General features: G+C 73.4%; 20 protein-coding genes. 8 read left to right on the top strand and 12 right to left on the bottom strand.

Translation table 11 applies throughout. The features are described from left to right. Positions 1–186: 186 nt before the first annotated feature. Together AC07D6_RS05600 and AC07D6_RS05595 are read right to left on the bottom strand one after the other, a co-directional pair. The gene (locus AC07D6_RS05600; protein WP_479042226.1) at positions 187–1,635 is read right to left on the bottom strand and encodes an FAD/NAD(P)-binding protein; all 1,449 of its coding nucleotides are present in this window, start codon (positions 1,633–1,635) and stop codon (positions 187–189) included. 13 nt (positions 1,636–1,648) lie between these two features. Then, positions 1,649–2,860 carry an ATP-grasp domain-containing protein gene (locus AC07D6_RS05595; protein ID WP_479042224.1) on the bottom strand — a complete coding sequence of 404 codons (1,212 nt, stop codon included), beginning with the start codon at positions 2,858–2,860 and terminating at the stop codon, positions 1,649–1,651. Between the two features lie 292 nt (positions 2,861–3,152). Between AC07D6_RS05595 and AC07D6_RS05590 the strand changes: the two genes are divergently transcribed. Both AC07D6_RS05590 and AC07D6_RS05585 read left to right on the top strand, forming a co-directional pair. Beyond that, positions 3,153–4,130 carry a phenylacetaldoxime dehydratase family protein gene (locus AC07D6_RS05590; RefSeq protein ID WP_315880945.1) on the top strand — a complete coding sequence of 326 codons (978 nt, stop codon included), beginning with the start codon at positions 3,153–3,155 and terminating at the stop codon, positions 4,128–4,130. Between the two features lie 80 nt (positions 4,131–4,210). Further along, positions 4,211–4,993, top strand: a complete 783-nt coding sequence (locus AC07D6_RS05585; protein ID WP_479042221.1) for a class II aldolase/adducin family protein — start codon at positions 4,211–4,213, stop codon at positions 4,991–4,993. 579 nt (positions 4,994–5,572) lie between these two features. On the opposite strand, the gene AC07D6_RS05580 is transcribed toward AC07D6_RS05585, so the two are convergent. Continuing rightward, entirely contained in the window at positions 5,573–5,851 is a 279-nt protein-coding gene (locus AC07D6_RS05580; protein ID WP_479042219.1) for a hypothetical protein, read from the bottom strand. A 70-nt stretch (positions 5,852–5,921) separates the two neighbouring features. Further along, positions 5,922–6,686 carry a CGNR zinc finger domain-containing protein gene (locus AC07D6_RS05575; protein WP_479042349.1) on the bottom strand — a complete coding sequence of 255 codons (765 nt, stop codon included), beginning with the start codon at positions 6,684–6,686 and terminating at the stop codon, positions 5,922–5,924. Positions 6,687–6,887: 201 nt separating this feature from the next. On the opposite strand from AC07D6_RS05575, the gene AC07D6_RS05570 reads away from it, so the two are divergent. After that, entirely contained in the window at positions 6,888–7,232 is a 345-nt protein-coding gene (locus AC07D6_RS05570; RefSeq protein ID WP_479042216.1) for an alpha/beta fold hydrolase, read from the top strand. 155 nt (positions 7,233–7,387) lie between these two features. Beyond that, positions 7,388–7,795, top strand: coding sequence for a hypothetical protein (locus AC07D6_RS05565; protein WP_315880940.1), 408 nt, complete (start codon positions 7,388–7,390; stop codon positions 7,793–7,795). A 115-nt stretch (positions 7,796–7,910) separates the two neighbouring features. Here the strand turns inward: AC07D6_RS05565 and AC07D6_RS05560 are convergent, their stop codons facing one another. After that, on the bottom strand, positions 7,911–8,282 hold the full coding sequence (locus AC07D6_RS05560; protein WP_315880939.1) for a hypothetical protein: 372 nt from the start codon (positions 8,280–8,282) through the stop codon (positions 7,911–7,913). A gap of 375 nt (positions 8,283–8,657) precedes the next feature. Between AC07D6_RS05560 and AC07D6_RS05555 the strand changes: the two genes are divergently transcribed. Beyond that, positions 8,658–9,482, top strand: coding sequence for a PI-PLC domain-containing protein (locus AC07D6_RS05555; protein ID WP_315880938.1), 825 nt, complete (start codon positions 8,658–8,660; stop codon positions 9,480–9,482). Between the two features lie 559 nt (positions 9,483–10,041). Here AC07D6_RS05555 and AC07D6_RS05550 read toward each other — a convergent pair. Then, positions 10,042–10,245 carry a cold-shock protein gene (locus AC07D6_RS05550; RefSeq protein ID WP_019330262.1) on the bottom strand — a complete coding sequence of 68 codons (204 nt, stop codon included), beginning with the start codon at positions 10,243–10,245 and terminating at the stop codon, positions 10,042–10,044. An 805-nt stretch (positions 10,246–11,050) separates the two neighbouring features. Here AC07D6_RS05550 and AC07D6_RS05545 point away from each other — a divergent pair. Continuing rightward, a complete protein-coding gene (locus tag AC07D6_RS05545; protein ID WP_479042213.1) occupies positions 11,051–11,428 on the top strand; it encodes a hypothetical protein in 378 nt (125 codons plus the stop codon). Positions 11,429–11,574: 146 nt separating this feature from the next. Here the strand turns inward: AC07D6_RS05545 and metX are convergent, their stop codons facing one another. The 4 genes from metX to AC07D6_RS05525 form a co-directional block, all read right to left on the bottom strand. Further along, complete coding sequence (gene metX / locus AC07D6_RS05540) at positions 11,575–12,768, bottom strand: homoserine O-acetyltransferase MetX (protein ID WP_479042346.1); 1,194 nt, start codon at positions 12,766–12,768, stop codon at positions 11,575–11,577. Further along, on the bottom strand, positions 12,765–14,126 hold the full coding sequence (locus tag AC07D6_RS05535) for a bifunctional o-acetylhomoserine/o-acetylserine sulfhydrylase (protein WP_479042211.1): 1,362 nt from the start codon (positions 14,124–14,126) through the stop codon (positions 12,765–12,767). The genes metX and AC07D6_RS05535 overlap by 4 nt, the downstream gene beginning before the upstream one ends. 524 nt (positions 14,127–14,650) lie before the next feature. Next, positions 14,651–15,133, bottom strand: coding sequence for an ATP-binding protein (locus tag AC07D6_RS05530; RefSeq protein ID WP_315880957.1), 483 nt, complete (start codon positions 15,131–15,133; stop codon positions 14,651–14,653). 122 nt (positions 15,134–15,255) lie between these two features. Continuing rightward, positions 15,256–16,350 carry a helix-turn-helix transcriptional regulator gene (locus AC07D6_RS05525; RefSeq protein WP_479042209.1) on the bottom strand — a complete coding sequence of 365 codons (1,095 nt, stop codon included), beginning with the start codon at positions 16,348–16,350 and terminating at the stop codon, positions 15,256–15,258. A gap of 442 nt (positions 16,351–16,792) precedes the next feature. Here AC07D6_RS05525 and AC07D6_RS05520 point away from each other — a divergent pair, with 442 nt between their 5' ends. Continuing rightward, the gene (locus AC07D6_RS05520) at positions 16,793–17,956 is read left to right on the top strand and encodes a S8 family peptidase (protein ID WP_479042207.1); all 1,164 of its coding nucleotides are present in this window, start codon (positions 16,793–16,795) and stop codon (positions 17,954–17,956) included. Between the two features lie 86 nt (positions 17,957–18,042). On the opposite strand, the gene AC07D6_RS05515 is transcribed toward AC07D6_RS05520, so the two are convergent. After that, a complete protein-coding gene (locus AC07D6_RS05515) occupies positions 18,043–18,627 on the bottom strand; it encodes a type 1 periplasmic-binding domain-containing protein (RefSeq protein ID WP_479042205.1) in 585 nt (194 codons plus the stop codon). A gap of 294 nt (positions 18,628–18,921) precedes the next feature. Next, positions 18,922–19,539: a TetR/AcrR family transcriptional regulator gene (locus tag AC07D6_RS05510; protein ID WP_479042203.1), complete on the bottom strand. Its 618-nt coding sequence runs from the start codon at positions 19,537–19,539 to the stop codon at positions 18,922–18,924. 103 nt (positions 19,540–19,642) lie between these two features. Between AC07D6_RS05510 and AC07D6_RS05505 the strand changes: the two genes are divergently transcribed. Continuing rightward, positions 19,643–20,701 (top strand): aldo/keto reductase, encoded by a 1,059-nt coding sequence (locus tag AC07D6_RS05505; RefSeq protein ID WP_315880931.1) that lies wholly within the window; start codon positions 19,643–19,645, stop codon positions 20,699–20,701.

Here is a 20,701-nt window from a genome sequence, read left to right as displayed (position 1 = left end):
CGGGGGTGTCGTCGGATGACGCGCGGCGGGCGCGGGCCTGGCCGCTCTCGGTTCGCCCTTGCTCGTTCGCGGTACTCGTCGTCGTACGGGCCAGTTGTTCGGAATGTGTGTGCCGGGATGTGGGGCACGGAGCGAAGCCCGTGCCCGAGCGACCACCCGGCCCTGGGCCAGGGCCCCGCCGTCGGCTCACCCGTCGTCGCTGACGCCGCGGCGGCCCCCTGCCGGGAGCGCCCGCAACTGGCGCATGACGTGGGAGATCTGGGGGACGACGGCGACCACCCCGTGCACGAGCGGCACCCGGGTCGCGGAGCACTGTCCCACCGCGAACACGCGCTCGTCCGCATCCCGCCCGAGGTCCACGCGCAGATCGGCCGACACCGCGGGCGGCGCTCCCCGCCGGCGTTCTCCCAGGAGGAGCCTGCCGCCCGAACACCGCAGGGCGGGCGGACGGTAACCGGTGGCGTAGACGACGGCGTCGAAGCGATCACACGAGCCGTCCTGCCACGTCATGGCCCACCGGCCGCCCGTCCGGAACAGCTCGGCCGGCCGGCGCCCGCGCACCTCGAGGCGTCCGGCGTCCGCCAGTGACAGGAGCTTCTTCGCGTTGCCCACCGGCATGGCCGAGATGTAGCGGTCGAGGACGCCTTCCACGATTTCCCAGAAGTCCTGCCACGCCGCCGGCGGTTGCCGGAGCAGCCACTCATTGGTCAGCGCGATGAATTCGACGGTCAGCTCCTGCCAGAAGTTGTGTCCTTCCTCCGCGATGGCGATCTCCGCGCGCAGGCGTTCCACCGGGTCGTCCGCCAGGGACAGTTGGTCGCGCAGGTGGGGACGGCCGTGACCGGCCAGGCCACGGACCAGGCCGGCGACGAACCGGTCGGCCTGCGCCGCGTCCGTCGTCCCCACCCAGGGGTGTCCCGCCAGGGCGGTGAGCGATCCCCTGTCCGAGGGGTACATCCGGGTCCTCACGGAGGGCAGGGTGCCCGACGGCGAAGCCACCTGGACACGGCAGCCGGAACGGCCGAGCAGGATCACCGCGTCGACCGCGGACAGTCGGCTTCCCAGGACCAGGACACGTGCGTCGCGGGGCAAGGTGCTCGTCGAGCCCAGGGCCGAGGCCGGCACCACCCCCGGGTGGCACCAAAACGGCCGGACGACCGGCGGGGTCCAGGCGTCCACTCCCATGCAGAGCATCACGGCGTCGGCCGGCCATTCGGTCCCGCCCTCGGTGAGGAGGGCGTAACCCGGCCCCGCGCCCGCGACGGAGGCCACCTTGTCCCGGTGGTGACGGAGCCGTACCCCGCGTGTCGAGGCTTCCGAGCGCAGGCCCAGGTACCGGTCCCGGCAGTACTGCGCGAACAGGTACCGCGGAACGCAGTCCTGCGGCGCGACGGGCATGCCGAGTCCGTGCAGGTAGTCGACGAAGTCACCGGGACGCCCGGCGTCCAGCGACATGCTGTCGGCCGAGGTGTTGCACAGGAGCGCCGGGTCCGTCGAGGAGAAGGCGTCCCCGTGGCCGATCGCGCCCGGTTCGAAGACGTCGATGCGCTGGGCGACGCCGGACCGGACCAGGTTGACCACCGCTGCCGTACCGGTCGCACCGGCTCCCACCACGGCGACGTCGCGGAGCACCACCGGTGCCTCCGGGTCACACCGCGGCGATGTCGAAAAGCGTGCCCGCGTCCTCCATCCCCACCAGAACGGCGAGGGACTTCTCGACCACGGGCTCGTCCTCGTGGACGAAGTACACGATGCCCGTGGTTCCCGTGGTGAGAGCGTGGTCCTCGACCGTGCTCCCGACTTCGGGCAGGGACGTGACGCTGTGAAAACCCGGCAGGCGGCGGACGGCCTCCAGCCCCGGGATGCCGCGCAGGACACCCGAGCCGAAGCTGCGCAGGAACGCCTTCCCCATCACGTTCGGCGGGGCGTACCCCAGACGCAGGCGCCGTCGGAAGTCGGCGGGAGCCAGCAGGCTCTCGACCAGGAGGTGCTGCTGACTCGATCCGAAGGCTATGAAGTAGGGATCCGGGTGAAGGGTCGGCCCGAGGATCCGGGCGTTCACCTCGATGATCCGGGGCCCGGCCTCCGTGAGGCGCACGTCCGTGTTGGCCGCGCCGCGCCGGATCCCGAGGGCGTCCAGGCACGCGCACACGTAGGCGACCAGGCGGCGTTCCTCGGACCCGAGACGGTGGCAACTGATCGTGTGGCGCCGCGTCGGGGTACCGCCGCGTTCGTCGATGCGGCTGCGCGACAGTTCGTGGAGATGGTGCTGTCCGTCCATGCTCACCGTGGCGACGACGTACTGGGTACCGGGAAGGTACTCCTGTACGAGCACTGCCTCGTTGACCTTGCCGATCAGGTTGGAGCGACCGTGGACCGCCGTGAAGTGCTCGACGGCCTCCCGTTCCGTACGGCAGATCCTGCACCCGTCGCTCCCGGAACTGGCGGGGGGCTTGACGACAGCCGGCAGTCCCACGTGATCGAGGGCGCGGACCAGGTCATCCCGGGTGGTGACGAGGGCCTGCCGGGGCACCTGGAGGCCGGCGTCGCCCAGGGCCTTCACCATCTGCGCCTTGTCACGCCGTGCCGAGGCCGTCGCGTCGTCGTTGCGCGGAAGGTCCAGGTGCTCGGCGAGGCGGTGGGCGAGGTCGACGCCGGCCTCGCTTCCGGGAACGACGTGCCGGACCCGCAGGTCGCGCAGTAGGCGGGCGGTGCTGTGCACGTCCCGGTGGACCACACGCCGGCCGGGACCGCCGCTCCCGGCTTCCGCGGCGAAGTGCCCGTCGTAGACGAGCGCACACTCCTCGCCGCGCTCCCGGAGGGCCGCCGACAGGAAAACCCCGCTCGAGACAGGGTTCACGAGGGCAATCATCAGCGCACCTCCGCCTATCGATCTCCGCTTGGACCGGCCGCCCGGACCGGCCGCCCGCATCACGAGTCGAAGTCCGGGCCGACGGGCACGTCTCGGCCGCACTCAGACTATTCCCGCGCCCGGTAAGACGCGATCGGAGCAGATCAATACAACCGGCACCGGTCCAGAAAATGCCGAATCGTGAAAACACGCTACAATGGATCGGGGTCCTGCTCCAGACCCTCGGCCCCTCCCACTCCTGGTCAAAGCCCCGACGAAGTCTCGCACCAAGGATGTGGCCATGACGAAGAATTCCTCTGCCCCTCCCCAGCACACTCCTCGCTTTCCCGCGTTCACCGGGGTCTTCCCGTCGGGGTGCACGGGCTACGTGATGGGTCAGTACGGTGTTCAGTCCGCCTCTGGTGCGATACACGAGAGGGCGGCGGCTGAAATGCGTGAGAGGTTTCAGTCCGCCAACCGGCCGGATGTCGTCAATCGGGGATCGTTCACGGATTCCTCGGGACTGACGAACACCATGTGGTTCGCCTACTGGCTCGAGCCGGCCCGTCATCGCTCGTGGGTCGCCGAGGGGAAACACTCCTCTCCGGTCCAGGGAGCAGGCTGGTGGTGGGAAGAGGCACTGATACCCGTTGAATCCACCGAAACCCTGCACACCCACCAGCAGGAGCAGTATCCCACTAGCGGCCTGGCGGAAATCCTCGATCAGGAATCGACCGAACTGCACGACTACTGGGGGTCCGCGCGCGACCGCATGCGGAAAGCCTCGGTACCGCCGACCCGTGGTGCCGCGCTCGGGGTCCACGACAGCACCGTGGATGTGGTCGTGGAAGGGGGAATCTGCCTCATCCGCACCGCCCAGGACTGGTCAGGGAGCAGCGTTTTCCGCGAACGCTTCCTGCAAAAAGTCCAGCCGGTCATGAAGAAAGGCGTCACCTACCTCGGCGAGCACCCGGAAACCGGTTGCATATGCACGCGGGAAATATCCGAGCAGGATATGGATGGACACCCGCTGGACCGAGCGTGCACCGTGGCCTGGTTCGTTTCGCTCGATCATCTTCTGTCGTGGACCCATCACCACGAAACACACCTGCGGATATACCGGTCGTTCTTCTCCATGCTCCAGGAGGAACAGAGCCCCCTGGACATCGCCCTGTGGCACGAGGTGAGCGTGCTGCCGCCGGGTTCCGTACGGGCCCGCTATGTCGGATGCCATCCGACCACCGGGTTGCTGCCACTCGGCCTCTCCCCCCACGAATGAGACGTCCAAGGTCCGCCGCTTCGCCTCCCGGGTCCTCGTCCAGCACCTGCCCCACCCCGTTCAGCGAAAGGACCCCACTCGTGACAGACCATGAATCCGACACCGGCCTGCCCATCCCCGACCCACCCGTCTTCGCCTCGCCCGCCGACGAACGCCGCCACCGCAAACAGCGCCTGACCGCGGCCCTGCGCCTCTTCGGCAAGTACGGGTACGGGGAAGGCATCTCCGGCCACCTCTCCGTGCGTGATCCCGAACACCCTGATCACTTCTGGGTCAATCCCTTCGGTCTCTCCTTCAACCGCCTCCGCGTCGCCGACCTGATCTGCGTCGATGGCACCGGGACCGTGGTGGAGGGCCACCACCGGCTCAACACCAGCGCCTTCGTCGTCCACTCGCCCATCCACAAACGGCGCCCCGACGTCACCGCCGTCGCCCACGGCCACACCGTGCACTCCCGCGCGTTGGGCTCCCTCAACCAGCTCCTGATTCCCCTGGACCAGGAATCAGCCGCCTTCTACCAGCAGCAGGTCCTCTACGAGGACTACGAGGGCCCTTCCGTCACCCTGGCCCAGGGCCGCGACATGGCCCACAAGCTCGGCGACCGCCGGGTCCTCCTCCTCAAGCACCACGGCCTCGTCACCGTCGGCGCATCGATCGAAGAGGCCGTGCACTGGTTCTTCACCTACGAGACCTGCGCCCGCGTCCAGCTCCTCGCATCGGCAGCCGGAACCCCCCAACCCTTCACCCACGAACAGGCCCTCGCCGCGGCCGAAGGCTTCGGTGCCCCCGAGCTCGCCCGCTTCAGCTTCGAGCTCCTGTGGGAGGAGATCACCCACGAACACCCCGAGCTGCTCGACGAGTGACACCCTCAAGACCGGCGAGAACGGGCCTGTCGAACGAACGGCGCGACAGGGGTCGAGAGGTACTGGCGGACCGCGGAGAGCCGACCGCCGAAGGTGGCGTCGAAAGCGTTCGGGTTCGTCTTCCCGCGCGTGGTCCAGCGGGCCCGACCCTTGCTGGGTCGGGGCCGGCGGTTCTCCCCTCCGGGCCGGGTCACCGCGGGCCTGCCGGTCGAGCCACGCCCCGGCGGCCGGGCGCCTCCCCGTCTCAGTGGCATGTCAGGCCGCCCGGCCACGGGGTGGAGGCGCGCGTCGGAGAGGCCCGGCCGGCCGGTGACGGCCCGTGGGCGGGCGCTTACGGATTCGGCGACGGACGTCAGGCCCGCCGGCATCCCCGCGACCGAGGCTGGCCCTGAGCGGCCGGTCCGCGTCCGGTCCCTCCGCGGCGGTCGGTTCCGGGGCGTCTTCCCGGGCGTGCGCCCGACGCGCCACGGCCCCGGCACGCGCTCCACGGCCGCGCCCGCGACCACTCCGGGGTGCCGGGCACGGCAGGGGGGAACGCCCCGAGCGGATCCGCGCCACGCGCGTCGCCCACCGGTGCGATCAACGGTCCTCGTGGTGACGGGGGAGGAGCACCTCGCCCACCGTGCCCACCACGTGCGCCGACTCGGCCTTCTCCTCGACGGTCTCGGAACAGTCGATGTAACCGTCGGCGGCCGCGAGGTTCGGCTGGTCGAGGACCTCGACGACGCTGCAGCTGAGGACCTGCGTGCTGTTGTCGATCTTCGACGTGTCGTCGTCGGCCGCCTGCGCGGTCCCGGTGGCACCACCGACGACGGCCAGAGCGGCGAACGTGCAGGCGAGGGCGTTCTTGAGCTTCATGGTTCTCTTGCCTTCCGAAGTCATTTCATGTCGGCGCGTCGACAAATAGATAAAAGGGGTGCACGGCCGATCACCCGCCCGCGCGGGTGCGCGGAACAGCCCATCGCCACGGACGCCCCTGTCCGCGAAGCGCCGGATTCGCGCACACCCTCAAGCGGTAAACGAAGCGCCGCCCGGGAAGGCATTGCTCCAAGCAGGTGGCGCCCCCACCCCTCCGCACACGCCCACGGGCAACCCCTCGCGGCCGACGGGAGACCGCCCTTCCGGACGCCGTCACGGCGTGCCGTACCGGGCGCGGCGCCACGCCCCTCCCCCGGTCGCCCCTCGCCGTCGGCGGGCTTTCCGTGGCGCCGGTAGTAACGGGCGCGACGCGGGCACGGTTGCCGCAGCGTCCGGCGGAGCACCAGCGGCGGCGGGGGTGCGCGGGCAGGAAGAGCATCACGCAGTCGTCGGCCCCGCGCTCCTTGAGCCGGCCGATCATGGGGTCGGTGAGCAGGTCGGCGGCGGCCTCGGCCAGTTGGGCGGCGAGACGCACGCCGAGCGGGCCAAAACGGCGGGACGCGGCGGTGACCGCGGCGCCGTCCCAGGCGAGTTCCCGGGCGGCGGGCGCGGCGCGCGGGGCACCGGTGAGCCCGCGCAGGGCCGCCGCGGAGGGCTCGGCCCCGCGCAGCAGGGCGCGTACGGCCGCCTCGGTGTGGTCCCGGACGGCTTCGCGTACTCCTTCGAGCGGTTGGCCGGCGTCGTCGAGGGCTTCACCGAGCGGCTCGACCTGTCCCGGTACGCGGTGTACGTCTTCGGCTTCGACGCCCCGGACGGCTTCCGCCTCGCCCTTCACCGCCCCGAACGAGTCGCCGGCCTCGTCGTGCGAAACGGCAACGCCTACCGGGAGGGCCTGTCCGAAGCGGCCCGCGAGTTCACCGCGCTCACGCCCCAGACCCCCGGCGCCGAAGCCGCGGTCCTCGACCTGTTCACCCCGGCCGCCACGCGCCCAGTACGAGGGAGGCACCGCCGATCCCGCGCCGGTCGCCCCGGAAGGGTGGCTGCTGGACCAGTCCTGGACCGGCCCGGCCACAAGCAGGCCCAACTGGCGCTCGCCTACGACGACAAGAGCAACCTCGCCGCCCACCCGGACCGGCAGGCGTGGCCGCGGGAGCACCGCCCGCCGACGCTGATCATCCGGGGCACCGGCGACCCGTTCTTCACCGGGTCCGGCGCCCGCGCCTACCTGCGCGACGTACCCGACCCCGAACCGCACCCCCTCCCCGCCGGCCACTTCGCCCTGGAGGACCACCTCCCGGAGATCGCCCCGCTCGTCGCCGGCTTCCTCGACCGGTCCTGGGCCTGGCCCGCCCGTACACGAGGCCCCTCACCGCCGACATGACGCCGCGTCACGCACGAACCGCCCGCCGGGCCGGAAGCCACGCGGCTGGACGGGGTACACCGATCTCCTTACTTCGTGTCGAACAATCCGGTTATCTCCTCATGTGCTTACGTTTCCGATGAGTCCTTCCCCCTTCCTCACCTGGGAGACAGAGCATGCGTCAGTCCGTACGTACCCGGGGTGCCGGAATCGCCGTGGCGGCCGTGGTGGCCGGTTCGGTCGGCGCGGCGATGGCCGTCGCCTCGCCGTCCCCCGCACGGCACCAACCGGCCGCCTCGGCCGCCACGGCCTTCTCGGCCCAGGCATCCGCGAAGAACGTGCGCGCCTGGCAGCAGTTCCGGGTCCGCGGTGTCGCGAGGAACGTGCCGCCCGGCAGCCGGGTCACCCTCCAGCAGAAGGTGCGCGGCGGCGGCTGGGCCACCCTCCCCGCGTCGATGAACACCAACTCCCGGTCGATGTACAACATGCGCGTCGTGCTCGGCATGAAGGGCCACAACAAGCTGCGCCTGGTCGACAGCGGCAGGCGGGCCGTCTCCCCGGTCATCGACGTCTGGGTGCGCTGACCCCCCCGCACGCCACCCGGCGCGCACACGCGGACGCCTCCACCGGTTCGACCGGGGAGGCGTCCGTGTGTCCGGGGCCCGCCGCCGCGCCCCGGCCCGTCGCCCGGGGTACGGCTCAGCCGCGCGCCAACTCCTCCGCCGTGCGCGCCACCGCCTCGCGGGACACCTCCAGGGCCTCGCGGGACGCCTCCCGCGCCCGGCGCAACCTGACCCGGCCGTACCGGAAGAGCGCCGAGGCGCCGGTGGCGTACGCCAGGGTCAGCGCCCCCGCGGCGACCTCCGGCGACCACGCCCGGGCCAGCCGCTCCTGGAGGGCCGCGTGCGCGGTCAGCGCCGCGAGCAGACCGCACGCGCCTCCTGCGGCGATGGCCGACAACCCGCCCCGGGCTCCCTCGACGGCCTCCGTCACCGTGCCGCCCAACTCTTCGCGTACGCTCATCGCTTCCTCGACCACCACGGCCACCACGTTCTCGGCTGAATCCGGCATGTTGCCCGCCTACCCGCCGCGTCCTCGCTCATACGGGGCGGCGGAGGCGGCGGCCGTCGAGAGCCGGCGGCCCGCTTCCGGTGCCTCGGCGGCCGGCCGGCGAACGGCGCGGGGCACGACGGCGGCCGGCCGGGGCCGCGCCCCGGGTGGCGGGGCCAGTGGCCGGACGGACCGTTGCCACGGGGAACACGGTCGCTGCCACGGGGACACGGGCGCACGGCCCACTCGCTCTCCTCGTATGCTGCGGCGGCACCTCCCTTCCCGCGCCGCTCCACGCGCCACGGGACGGGAGGTGCCGCTTCGGCCGCCGACCGCGGCCGGGGACACGGCACAGGCGTGCCCGTGCGCGCCGGGAGGAAGACGAGGTGGGATCCGATGAGGCCCAGGACATGGACGACGGCCGCCGTTTCGGCGGCGCTGCTGGTCGGCACCGCGCAGGTGAGCCCCGCGGGGGCGACCGCGCTGCCCGTCTGCCCGACGGTCTTCGGGCACGGCGGCTACCCGACCGGGGAGAACCCCTGGGAGCGTGACCAGATACGCCAGCCGAACCATCCGAAGGGCCTGGCGGCACAGAAGGCTTGGGGGGCGGGCGGGGTGGAGGCCGACCTCCAGCTCACCAAGAACGGCACCAAGGGCGTGATGTGGCACAACACCACGACCAACGGGCTGACCGGCACCCGCAAGCCGATCACGGAGCTCTGGTGGGCGACCGGAACCGAACAGCTCAAGGGCCGCACGATCACCCGCGGCCCGTACACCGGGGAGACCGTCTACACCTTCCGCGAGTGGCTCGACAGCGCCAGGTCCATGCGCCTGGTCCCTCTGGTGGAACTCAAGGGCGAGGCCAAACAGTCCCTGCTCAACAGTGACCCGGCCATCCGCGAGACGGCGTGGAAGGAGGTCATCGCGCCCATCTCGGAGCGGATCTCCTCACAGGAGATCATGATCTACACGCACGACGCCGCGCTCAAGCCGGAGCTCGACAAGCGCGTCAGGGAGGCGGGGCTCGCCGCCGCGCTCACGGGCCGCCCTTCCTGGGTCGACGGGATCGGCTGGGAGGAGCCGCCTCCGGCGGCTTCCGGCAACCACGCGTCGTGGCAGGCGGAGTTGGCACGGCTCGGCTCCACCACGGCGCCGGCGCGGATGGCCACCTCGTGGACGAAGGACTTCACGACCTGGCTGGACGGGAAGTGCGTCTGACGTTGCGGGGCTGACGGTCCGTCACCGCGGTGCGCGGGCCGTCCGGGCAGCGGTACGCGGGCCGTCGGGCAGCGGTACGCGGGCCGTCGGGCAGCGGTACGCGGGCCGTCGGGCAGCGGACGCGCGGACCGTCCCAGGAAGACCGGATCACGCAGGAGTCGGCTGTCGCCGGGCAGCGGGCGCGCGGGCCGTCCCTCCCCCGGCGCGTCCCGGCGGCGGGGCGCCTGTCCGGTCCGTACGCGAGGTGCGCCTCGCCGGCCGCCTTCCGGCCCACCGCCCCGGTGACCAGCGGGCCGCCGAGGCCGCCGCGGAAGGCCGCCGCCGGGACGGTCACCGCTCCCCCGGCGCGGGCGCGGTCCGTGGCGTACGCGAACGTGTCGGCGTCGGCCCCGGTCCCGGCCGGCGCGCCGGGCCGTCCCCGCGTCCGCCGGCCCTGGGCCGCCGCCCTCGGAGCTTCCGGGCGGGCGCCGGGGGCCGGACCGTGGTGCCGCGGCGGAACGGGGCAGGGCCCCCGGAGCGGGTGCTCCGGGGGCCCTGTCGTGATCGCCTGACCGGCGGATCAGGCGGGGGTGATGTTCTCCGCCTGCGGGCCCTTCTGGCCCTGCGTGATGTCGAAGGTCACCGCCTGGCCCTCCTGAAGCTCGCGGTAGCCGGTGGCGTTGATGTTGGAGTAGTGCGCGAAGACGTCCGGACCGCCGCCGTCCTGCGCGATGAATCCGAAGCCCTTCTCGGAGTTGAACCACTTCACGGTTCCGCTGGCCATGCTCATGCCTCTCAGTCGATATCGGGCCCGCACCGCGCGAGCCCGGAGGTGATCGCCCTGGTTCTCAGGCACTGCACAGCAAGAAGCCCACGCCTCGGCGTGGGCAGGAACTGCGAACCACGACATCTGCCCATGACGCTACACCGCGAAAACGCTCATCACCAGAGAGCAACTGCCCACGGTTCGCGGTCGCGTCGCCGCGGAGCCCCCACCGGTGGGCCCCGCGGCGGTGCCGTCCGCCGCGTCGTCCCGGGTCCCCCGAGCGGGGGGAAGCGCGGGGTCACAGGCGCCCGAAGGAGGTGGCGGCCACGGCTGCGAACGGGTGAAAGGCCAGGTCAGAGGCTGGTGTCCCGGGGACGGCGCGTACGCGGGCGGGCCCTGCGCGGCCCGGGCGCGGGTGCTGCCGTACCGCCGCCGAAGCGTGCCGCCGCGCGCCCCGAACAGGCGCCCCCTCCCAATGGCCTACGTCCTGCGGCCTACTTCCCGCGGAGCACGGTCGGTCCGTCCCGGGGCCGCCCTCGACGACGGGGCGGGCAGGGGCCGCTGCCCGCGGGGAGGGGCGTCGGGAGATCCGCGGCCCGCGAGGGCCGCCCGGCCTCGCCGCGCGCCGCGTCCCGTACCGCGGACCGGGCCGTGGGGGGGGCACCCCGGCACCGGCCGCGTCCCCAGGGGGTGCGCCGATCGGTCAGGTGGCCGGAAGGGACCGGCCGGAGGAGTCCGGTGACCTGCGGGGTGTCTGCCCGGCTTCTTCAAGTCTCGTCGTTCGGAACGGTTTTCACGGCGGAAGACGGGTTACGCGCACTGCATGAGCGAAACGGACAAGAACAAGAGCAAGGGCCCGACCACGGGCACGGGGTCGGCCAACGGGAAGGCCGGTGCCACCGGCACGGCCACGAGGACGGTCCGCCGCGCGGCCCGCACCGTCACCAACCGCGCCGACGGGGCCCGCCAGGAGACGATGAGCGCGCTCGCGAACCCGGCGCAGGCACTGACGTCCACGGTCGGCGTCGTGTGGCGCAAGGCCGCAGTGCCGGCGCTGGGCCTCCTCAAGGCCAATCCGGTCACCGCGGGCGGAGTCGCGGCGGCCGCGACGGCGGTGGCGGTCAGCGCCTACGCCGGTGGGCGCAGGTCCGTCCGGCGCACCTACGGCCCCGTCACCCGGCTGACGGGCGGCCGCCTCTGAACGGCCCTGCGGTGCGCCCCCGTCCGGCGTACCGGCGCCTCCCCTCTCACTGAGCCCCCCAGCCCGTGCCGGGGGGCTCCGGCCGTGCCGGGGGCGCGCCGTGGCGCAGGGTCCGGTCCAGGGGGGCGGAGAGGGCGGCTCCCCCGTCAGGACAGGAGCCGGTGGCGGTCGTCCGGAACCCCGGCGCCGTGGAGGAGCTCGCCCACCAGGGCGGCGATCTGTTCCGTCTCCAGCAGGAAGCCGTCGTGTCCGTACGGCGACGCGATCACCCGCACGTCGTCCGCCGACGGTATCCCGGCCGCCAGTCCCCCCTGCTGCGCCAGGGGGAAGAGCCGGTCGGAGTCGACGCCCGCCACGAGGGTCCTGGCCCGGACCCGGCGCAGGGCGGCGGCGACGCCGCCCCGCCCGCGGCCCACGTCGTGGGCGTTCATCGCCTCGGCCAGCACGACGTAGCTGGCGGCGTCGAAGCGGCGGACCAGCTTGGCGGCCTGGTGGTCGAGGTAGGACTCCACCTGGTACCGGCCGCCGTGCCGGGGGTCCTCCCCGCCCTGCGGCCGGTTGCCGAAGCGGGCCTCCAGCTCGGCCGCGGCGCGGTACGTGACGTGCGCGATGCGGCGCGCCGCGCCGAGGCCCGCGTGCGGCCCCCGGCCGGGTCCGGCGTCGTGGTAGTCGCCGCCCCGCCAGTGCGGGTCGGCGCGGATCGCGTGGAGTTGGGCGGAGGTCCACGCGATCTGGTCCGCGCTCGCCGCCGCCGGGCAGGCGAGCAGCAGCAGGGCGTCCACGCGGCCGGGGTGCGACACGGCCCACTCCAGTGCCCGCATCCCGCCCATGGACCCGCCGAGGACGAGCGCCCAGCGGTCGATGCCCAGCGCGTCCGCGAGGCCCGCCTCGGCCCGCACCTGGTCGCGCTGCGTCAGCCGGGGGAAGGCGCCTCCCCAGGGGCGCCCGTCCGGTCGCGGTGCGGCGGGGCCCGTACTGCCCTGGCAGCCTCCCAGGACGTTGGGGGCCACCACGAACCAGCGGTCGGTGTCCAGGGCGCGGCCCGGTCCGACCAGCCCGTCCCACCAGCCCGGTGTGGGATGGCCGGGCGCGGCCGGGCCCGCGACGTGGCTGTCACCGGTCAGCGCGTGCAGGACGAGCACCGCGTTGGAGCGGTCGGGCGCGAGCCGCCCCCAGGTCTCGTACGCCAGTCGGACGCCGGGCAGTCGGCCGCCGCCCTCCAGGTGGAGGGGTCCTTCCCGGTGGTGCCAGCGGCGGCGTCCCGGCGGGTCGCCCTCCCGCCACGCACCGGTGGCGGGAGGGAGCGCGGACCCGGGGGCGGTCGCGCGGGTGGCGGTCAGGACGCGCCCTTCGCCGCGCGGAAGCCCGCCTCCAGGTCCGCCTTGAGGTCGGCGAGGTTCTCGATGCCGACCGACAGGCGCACCAGGCCGGGGGCCGTCCCGGTCGCCGCGAGCTGTTCGGGGTCGAGCTGGCTGTGGGTGGTGGAGGCCGGGTGGATGATGAGGCTGCGCACGTCGCCGATGTTGGCGAGGTGGCTGAAGAGTTCGACGGCGTCGACGAAGCGCTTGCCCGCCTCGGCGCCGTCCCGCAGCTCGAAGGAGAGGACGGCGCCCGCGCCGCGCGGCAGGTAGCGCCGCCCCGCCTCGTACCAGCGGTTGGAGGGGAGCCCCGGGTAGTGGACGGCGGCGACCTCGTCCCGCTGCTCCAGCCACTCCGCCAGCGCCTGGGCGTTGGCGGAGTGGCGCTCGACGCGCAGGCTCAGCGTCTCGACGCCCTGGAGCAGCAGGAACGCCGAGTGGGGGGCGATGGCGGGCCCGAGGTCCCGCAGTAGCTGTACGCGCAGTTTGACGGCGTAGGCGCCGGCTCCGAGGGCCGGCCAGTACCGCAGGCCGTGGTAGCTGGGGTCCGGTTCGCTGAAGCCGGGGAAGCGCTCGGGGTGCGCGCCGAAGTCGAAGGTGCCGCCGTCCACCACGACGCCGCCGATGGTGGTGCCGTGCCCGCCGAGGAACTTGGTCGCCGAGTGGACGACGACGTCGGCCCCGTGCTCGATCGGCCGCAGCAGGTACGGGGTGGGGACCGTGTTGTCCACGATGAGCGGGACGCCGGCCTCGTGGGCGACGTCGGCGACCGCGCGGACGTCCAGGACGTTGCCGCGGGGGTTGCCGAGGGCCTCGGCGAACAGGGCCTTGGTGCCGGGCCGGATGGCGGACCGCCACGCGTCGGGGTCGTCGGGGTCGTCGACGAAGGACACCTCGATGCCGAACCGGGGAAGCGTGTGCCGGAAGAGGTTGTAGGTGCCGCCGTACAGGGAGGTGCTGGAGACGATGTGGTCGCCCGCGCCCGCGACGTTGAGGATGGCCAGGGTCTCCGCGGCCTGGCCGGAGGCGAGCGCCACGGCGGCGACGCCGCCTTCGAGCGCGGCGACGCGCTGCTCGAAGACGTCCTGCGTGGGGTTGTGGATGCGGGTGTAGATGTTGCCGGGCTCCGCCAGCGAGAACAGGTCGGCGGCGTGCCGGGTGTCGCGGAAGACGAACGAGGTGGTCTGGTAGATCGGCACCGCCCGTGCGCCGGTCGTCGGGTCGGGGGCGGCGCCGGCGTGGAGCTGCTTGGTCTCGAAGGACCACGCGGAGGTGTCGGGTCCGGTGTTCTCGTCGTCCGGGGTGTGTCCGGCGGTGACGGCGTCGATCGGCTGGCTCATGGTCTTCCTTCGTCGGCGCATGGCGCATGGCGCGCGGGTGCGGGGCGGGACGGGGCCGGGCTGGAGCGGGCTCGGGGCGCGGCGTACGGGCGCGCGGACGCGGTCGTACGACGGGACGCGCCACGGAGCGGGAGGGGTCACCGCGGTGCCGCGGGCCGCGCCCCGGAGCGGGGCGGGGCGGAGCGGGGTGCCGGAACGGCGAGGGGGGTCACCGGGGACCGTGACGTCCGGTCAGCGGCCGGTGCGACAGCCCGTGGTCGTGACGCGCGCGTAGTCCACGTGGCGGCGGGTCACGAGTACGGTCATGGGTTCAGGCAACCACGGCGGGGCGGCGCGCACCAGCGCCGCGGTGGGCTGGACCGCCCTTGGCAACGGGCTTTTATCACGGGGGCAACACCGGCTTCACGACAGCGCCGCGACACCGGGCCTTCCCGGGCGCGGCGAGGGCGGGGGCGCGGCGGGTCCGCCCGCCGCCGGGTCCGCCGCCGCGGCCGGGCCCCGCGCCGCAGACGGTCGGGGCGGGGCTACTGCGGGTTCCGCCCGGAGACGTCCCCGTCGGGGTCGTCGGGCAGGGCGACGCGTACGGTGATCCGCTTGCCGACGGGCTCCCGCTGGACCTCGAAGCCCTGGGCCACCGCCATCACGATCTCCAGCCCGTGCTGCCCGACCCTGCCCGGGTCGGCGGCGCGGGCCACGGGCAGCACCGGATCGCTGTCCCACACCGCCACCTCCACCGTGTCCCCGACGATCCGCAGGTCCAGCAGCGCGGGCCCGGGGGCGTACTTGTGGGCGTTGGTGACCAGCTCGCTCACCACCAGCTGCGTGAGGTGCATCGCACGCAGCGACACGGGCAGGCCGTGCTCGGCCTGGACCCGGGTGAGGAAATCCGCCGCGGCGTCGCGCCCTTGCGCGATGCAGGCGGTGCCGCCTTCCAGGGCGACGGTCGTCCGTATCGTGTGCGCCGTCGGCGCCGCCTGACCCTGGGCACCGTGTGCCGACTTCACCATGTCCATCCTCGCTCCCCCGTTCACGAACCCGCGTCTACCCGGCGCCTCCACCTCTCACACCTCCCTGTTCTGCGAGAAGTGGCGGACCGGTCCGGCCCGGCCCGCGCCGCGGGGCCGCCGCCTCAGTCCAGGAGGCCCAGCCGGACCGCCTGCACGCCCGCCGCGAAGCGGCTGTCGGCGCCGAGCTTGGCCACCAGCGAGGTCAGCAGACGGCGCAGGGTCCGTTCCGAGCAGCCCAGTCTGCGGGCGATCGCCTCGTCCTTCGCGCCGGCGGCGAGCAGGGCCAGCACTTCGCGCTCCCTCGGTGAGTAGTCCTCCGGTGCCCCGCCGGTGCCGGGGCGCCTCACCCTCGACGCCGCCGGGTGCCCGGTGGCCCAGTGGTGGTCGAAGACCCGGACGAAGGAGTCGGCGAGCCGTGTGCTGTGCAGGATGACGTCGCCCGAGGTCTCGTCCTGCCCGTCCGCGGTCCCGACGGCCATGACGGTCACGGCCCGGTCGAAGACGTTCAGGTGGAGCGGGACGGTCGAGGCCACGCGCACCCGGGCGCCGTGCTCCATCAGTACGGAGAGGTACTGCGCGACGCCGGTGCGCCGCAGGGCCGGCGCGGCCACCAGCAGGCGCAGGTCGACGCCGCGTTCCAGCAGCCGCAGGTCCGATTCGACGCCCTCTTCCAGGACCTCCCGCCCGGGGAAGCTGGTGCGCATGCCGAGGACCTGCGCCCGGCACAGGGCGTCCAGGTCCTCCATCCGCTTGCGCAGCCTGGCGCGGTCGTCGAAGAACTCCGCCTCCACGGTCTCCCGTCTGGTGGGCGCCATGCCCGGGAGCAGTCTCAGGACGTCGTCGACGGCTTCCAGGCCGCGGTGGAGCTCCTCCCGGTACCGGTCGATCCGCGACCGGTGTTCGGCGATCAACTCGTGCAGCGCCCGTTGGGGCGACCGCGCCTGCTGGCGCGTTTCATCGAGCAGCCGCCGCTCGGCGAGCCAGCGCCGTACGTCCCCGGGCAGCGTCCCCGCGTCGCCGGGTGCCCGGTCCCGCGCGCCGACCGTGCGGGGCTCCCGGGGCTGTGCCGTCCGCTGGAGGAGCACCTCGTAGGCGGCGCGGGCCGCGGCCGGGGCCGTGCCGTGCTCGTCGGCCGGCTCTCCCCGGTACGCCTCCGGCGTGCACGCCGGTGTTTCGGGCGGCCCTTCGGGGGGCCGGCGGGGGGTCTTCGGTGACATGGGCAGGACCATAGGGCCGCAGGTCGGACTTTGACCATGGTCGGGAACCTCTCCGTCCCCTCCGTGTCCGCCGGCGGTCATGCCTGATTCGGCCGTGGTCAACCCGCCATTACCGTCGGTATGTTCTTCGCCGCGCCGAGAAATCGCTTCGGTCCGTGGGGCGGAGACCCCTTCCCGCGGCCGTGGCCCGGCGCGTGCCGGCCGTCCCGTCACGAGGAACGGGAGGGCCGGGCGGACGGGTCCTCGACATGCCCGTCCCGATGTTCTGCCCCGCACCACGGCCGCACGGCGCCCGCCGTCGTGCCGCGCTGTTCCGCCCCGCGCGCCACCATCCCCAGCCGACCGGTCACCGCAGGTGCCCGCACGGTTTCGGTGGCGCACCCCCACGCACCGGCCGGGGCGACGCCCCCGGCCGGAAACACGATGAGGTGTTCGCTTCCCCATGCGCAGAAGTCACATCGGCGCCCTCGCCCTGGCCTTCCCCCTGGCCCTGTCCCCCACCGTCGGTACCGCCGCCTCCGCGGCCGAACCGACGCCCGCCCCGCTGCTGAAGGTGGCCGAGGCTCCCGCCGCGCAGGAGATCAAGGGCCGTTACATCGTGACCCTCAAGGCCGGGGCCGACCCGGCCGGTCTCGCCGAGGACGAGTCGGTCACGACGCGCCACCTGTACCGGAAGGTCCTCAACGGTTTCGCCGCGGACCTGAACGCCGGCCAGTTGGAGGCGCTCCGGCGCGACTCCCGCGTCCTGTCGATCGAGGAGGACCAGAAGGTCAGCGCCACGGCCACGCAGACCAACGCCCCTTGGGGCCTGGACCGCGTGGACCAGCGCAGCGGCCGTGACGGCGCGTACACCTACACGCGCAACGGCTCGGGCGTGACGGCGTACATCATCGACACGGGCATCGACACGGCCCACGCCGACTTCGGCGGGCGCGCCCGCAACGTCTTCGACGCCTTCGGCGGCAACGGCCAGGACTGCAACGGCCACGGCACGCACGTCGCCGGTACCGTCGGCGGCACCACGTACGGCGTGGCCAAGGGCGTCCAACTGCGCGGTGTGCGCGTGCTCGACTGTCAGGGCTCCGGTTCGTTCTCCGGCATCATCGCGGGCTTCGACTGGGTCCGGCAGAACGCCGTCAAGCCGGCCGTGGCCAACGCCTCGCTGGGTGGCGGCTACTCCGCGGCGCTGAACAACGCCGCGACCGCCCTGACCAACTCCGGTGTCCACCTGGCCGTCGCGGCCGGCAACGAGAACCAGGACGCCTGCAACGTGTCCCCGGCCAGCGCCTCGGGCACCATCACGGTCGCCGCGTCCGACTCCTCCGACCGCAAGGCGAGCTTCAGCAACTACGGCAACTGCACCGACCTGTACGCCCCCGGAGTGAGCATCACCTCGGCCCGTGCCGGTGGCGGCTCCACGGCGATGAGCGGCACTTCGATGGCCTCGCCGCACGTCAGCGGTGTGGCGGCCCTCTACAAGTCGGCCTACGGTGACGCCTCCAGTGCCACCGTCAACAACTGGCTGATCAGCAACAGCACCACGAACGTGATCGGCGGCAACGTCAGCGGCACTCCGAACCGCCTGCTGTTCAAGTCCTCGCTCTGAACCCCACTCCTCCTCTCCGTCCCGCCTCCGGCGCGTCCGGGGGGACTTCCCCTCGGACAGGGGTGGCGTTGTGACACCGGGTCCGGTCAGCGTGCTGCTGACCGGGCCCGGTCGTCGTCCCGCCGGGCCGGAAACCTGGTGACCCAGCCACCGCGGACCTCCCACGTGCCGCCGTCGGCGCTCGCGCCGCGCAGTCCGTGCAGGACTCCGGGGCCGGCCAGGGCCAAAACGCGCGGGTCGCACAGCGAACCGAAGCAGTAGGTGCGGGACGGCTCCCACGAGGTGCTGTGCCGCAGCCGCCGGGCCAGTTGGACGAAGCCCGGCACGGCCGCGGCCATCACCCAGGCGTCGGGGGTCTCCGCGGTCATCCGGCGGGCCGCCCGCAGCCACGAGGCCGCCGTCTCGGGCCAGTCGGCCACGGCGAGGACCGTACCGCCGCCCGCCTCCCACGCCTCGGTGAAGGCCGCGGCGGACTGCGAGGAGGCCGTGTCCCTGCTGTGGCCGACCACGACGGTCGCCGTCCGGGACCGCGGGGCCGTGAGGAGGCCGGTCAGCGCGTCCAGTTCGGCCGTCGTGTGCGGAGCGGGGCGGGGCGGTTCCCCGTGCAGCTCCCGCTCGGCCGGATCGACGAGCGGCGAGTCAACGGCCTCGGTACGGTGGTCGGGTTGCATCGGAGGGGCCTTTCCGTCGTCGGGGAGCGGGCCGTCCCCGACGACGCCCCGGGGCCGGGGCCGCGCGGAGGCGGGAGCGGTGCCGCCCGGGTGATACCGGCTTGGTTCACCCCACGTCTTTACGAACACCTCGACGAGCCCGTCGGTTGCACGGGCCCGGAGGCATCCGCGTGGGCGCCCCGGCCTCGCGCACCCCCACGAGGCCCGCCGCCGTCCACCGGCACGAGCGACCCCACCGGCACGAGCGACCCCACCGGTCCTACCAGCCCCACCGATCCTGCCAGCCCACCGGCCCTACCGGTCCCGCAGGTACGCCCCCGCGCGCGCCGCGGCCGCGGCGGCCGCGGCGGACCGGTCGGCGGCGGCCTCGTCGAGGCGTTCGCCGCTGGTCAGCAGGCGGTAGTAGAGAGGCGCGGAGACGGCCCTGATCACCTCGTACGGGTCGGTTCCCGCGGGCACTTCGCCCCGGTCGACGGCCTGCTGGACGCACGGGGCCCACTCCCGGACGCGGACGTCGTAGAAGCGGTGCAGGGCCTCGGCCGTCTTCGCGTCGCAGGTGGCGGCGGCGATCACCGCCTTGAACAGCGCCCCTTGCCGCGGGTCGGTCAACGTCCGCCACACCAGCCGGGCGTTGGCCCGCAGGTCGCCGAGCAGCGAACCGGTCTCGGTCCGGGGCAGCGACTGCTCGGCCATGTCCACCAGCAGATCGGCCACGAGGCCCGTCACCGTTCCCCAGCGGCGGTAGACGGTCGTCTTGCCCACACCGGCGCGGCGTGCGACGTCGGCGAGGTCGAGGTGCGCGAACCCCCGCTCCGCCAGGGCGTCCCCCGCCGCCCGCAGCACCGCTGCCCGTACGCGTGCCGTGCGCCCTCCCGGGCGGACGGTCCCCGGATCCGCGTCGTCAAACTCCATAACGGAACTCCTGTTCCCTTAGTCGCTCACAGCCGCTATGGTAGCGACCAGGCAAACGGGACCACAGACCCGTTAAGGGTCTGCGGGTGAGGGAGGAGCAACGATGGAGTACAGGCGACTGGGCGCGTCCGGGCTCAAGGTCCCCGCACTGAGCTTCGGCGCGGGCACCTTCGGCGGCCGGGGACCGCTCTTCGGGGCGTGGGGGAACACCGACGCGCGGGAGGCGCGGCGCCTCGTGGACATCTGCCTCGACGCCGGGCTCACGATGTTCGACACGGCCGACGTCTACTCCGGGGGCGCGTCCGAGGAAGTGCTGGGCGAGGCGATCAGGGGCCGCAGGGACCGGGTGATCGTGTCCACCAAGACCGGCCTGCCGATGGGCGACGGGCCGGGCGACGCGGGTTCCTCCCGCTCGCGCCTGATCACCGCGTGCGAGGACGCCCTGCGCCGGCTGGGCACCGACCACATCGACCTGTTCCAGCTGCACGCCTTCGACGCCGGCACGCCCGTCGAGGAGGTCCTCTCCGCCCTGGATGACCTGGTACGGGCGGGAAAGGTCCGCTACCTCGGGATCTCCAACTTCTCCGGCTGGCAGGCGATGAAGTCCCTGGCCGTGGCGGAGAGGTACGGCCACCCGCGCTACGTCGCACACCAGGTGTACTACTCGCTCGTCGGCCGCGACTACGAGTGGGAGCTGATGCCCCTCGGGCTCGACCAGGGACTCGGGGCCCTCGTCTGGAGCCCCCTCGGCTGGGGACGGCTGACGGGCAGGATCCGCCGCGGCGGGCCGCTGCCCGCCGGCAGCCGCCTGCACGACACGGCGGACTACGGGCCCCCGGTCGAGGACGAGCACCTCTACCGCGTGGTCGACGCCCTCGACGAGATCGCCCGGGAGACCGGCAGGACCGTGCCGCAGATCGCCATCAACTGGCTGCTGCAGCGGCCGACCGTGTCCTCCGTCATCATCGGCGCCCGCAACGAGGAGCAGCTCCGCCAGAACCTCGGTGCCGTCGGCTGGACGCTCGCGCCCGAGCACATGGCGAGGCTCGACGCCGCGAGCAGCCGGACGGCCCCGTACCCGTACTTCCCCTACCACCGCCAGGAGGGCTTCGCCCGCCTCAACCCGCCGGTGGGCACGGTCGCCCCCGCTCCCGGCGCGTGA

This window comes from Streptomyces sp. NPDC045287 (genome assembly GCF_056432325.1).
The sequence above is the reverse complement of the archived record's forward strand: the minus strand, read 5'-3'. Positions and strand labels throughout refer to the sequence as shown.

Coding starts and splice junctions, on each gene's coding strand:
- AC07D6_RS05510 (WP_479042203.1), bottom strand. CDS start 19,539: ATGGAGTTTGACGACGCGGATCCGGGGACCGTCCGCCCGGGAGGGCGC.
- AC07D6_RS05590 (WP_315880945.1), top strand. CDS start 3,153: ATGACGAAGAATTCCTCTGCCCCTCCCCAGCACACTCCTCGCTTTCCC.
- AC07D6_RS05505 (WP_315880931.1), top strand. CDS start 19,643: ATGGAGTACAGGCGACTGGGCGCGTCCGGGCTCAAGGTCCCCGCACTG.
- AC07D6_RS05515 (WP_479042205.1), bottom strand. CDS start 18,627: ATGCAACCCGACCACCGTACCGAGGCCGTTGACTCGCCGCTCGTCGAT.
- AC07D6_RS05560 (WP_315880939.1), bottom strand. CDS start 8,282: ATGCCGGATTCAGCCGAGAACGTGGTGGCCGTGGTGGTCGAGGAAGCG.
- AC07D6_RS05520 (WP_479042207.1), top strand. CDS start 16,793: ATGCGCAGAAGTCACATCGGCGCCCTCGCCCTGGCCTTCCCCCTGGCC.
- AC07D6_RS05545 (WP_479042213.1), top strand. CDS start 11,051: ATGAGCGAAACGGACAAGAACAAGAGCAAGGGCCCGACCACGGGCACG.
- AC07D6_RS05580 (WP_479042219.1), bottom strand. CDS start 5,851: ATGAAGCTCAAGAACGCCCTCGCCTGCACGTTCGCCGCTCTGGCCGTC.
- AC07D6_RS05535 (WP_479042211.1), bottom strand. CDS start 14,126: ATGAGCCAGCCGATCGACGCCGTCACCGCCGGACACACCCCGGACGAC.
- AC07D6_RS05555 (WP_315880938.1), top strand. CDS start 8,658: ATGAGGCCCAGGACATGGACGACGGCCGCCGTTTCGGCGGCGCTGCTG.
- AC07D6_RS05565 (WP_315880940.1), top strand. CDS start 7,388: ATGCGTCAGTCCGTACGTACCCGGGGTGCCGGAATCGCCGTGGCGGCC.
- AC07D6_RS05530 (WP_315880957.1), bottom strand. CDS start 15,133: ATGGTGAAGTCGGCACACGGTGCCCAGGGTCAGGCGGCGCCGACGGCG.
- AC07D6_RS05550 (WP_019330262.1), bottom strand. CDS start 10,245: ATGGCCAGCGGAACCGTGAAGTGGTTCAACTCCGAGAAGGGCTTCGGA.
- AC07D6_RS05525 (WP_479042209.1), bottom strand. CDS start 16,350: ATGTCACCGAAGACCCCCCGCCGGCCCCCCGAAGGGCCGCCCGAAACA.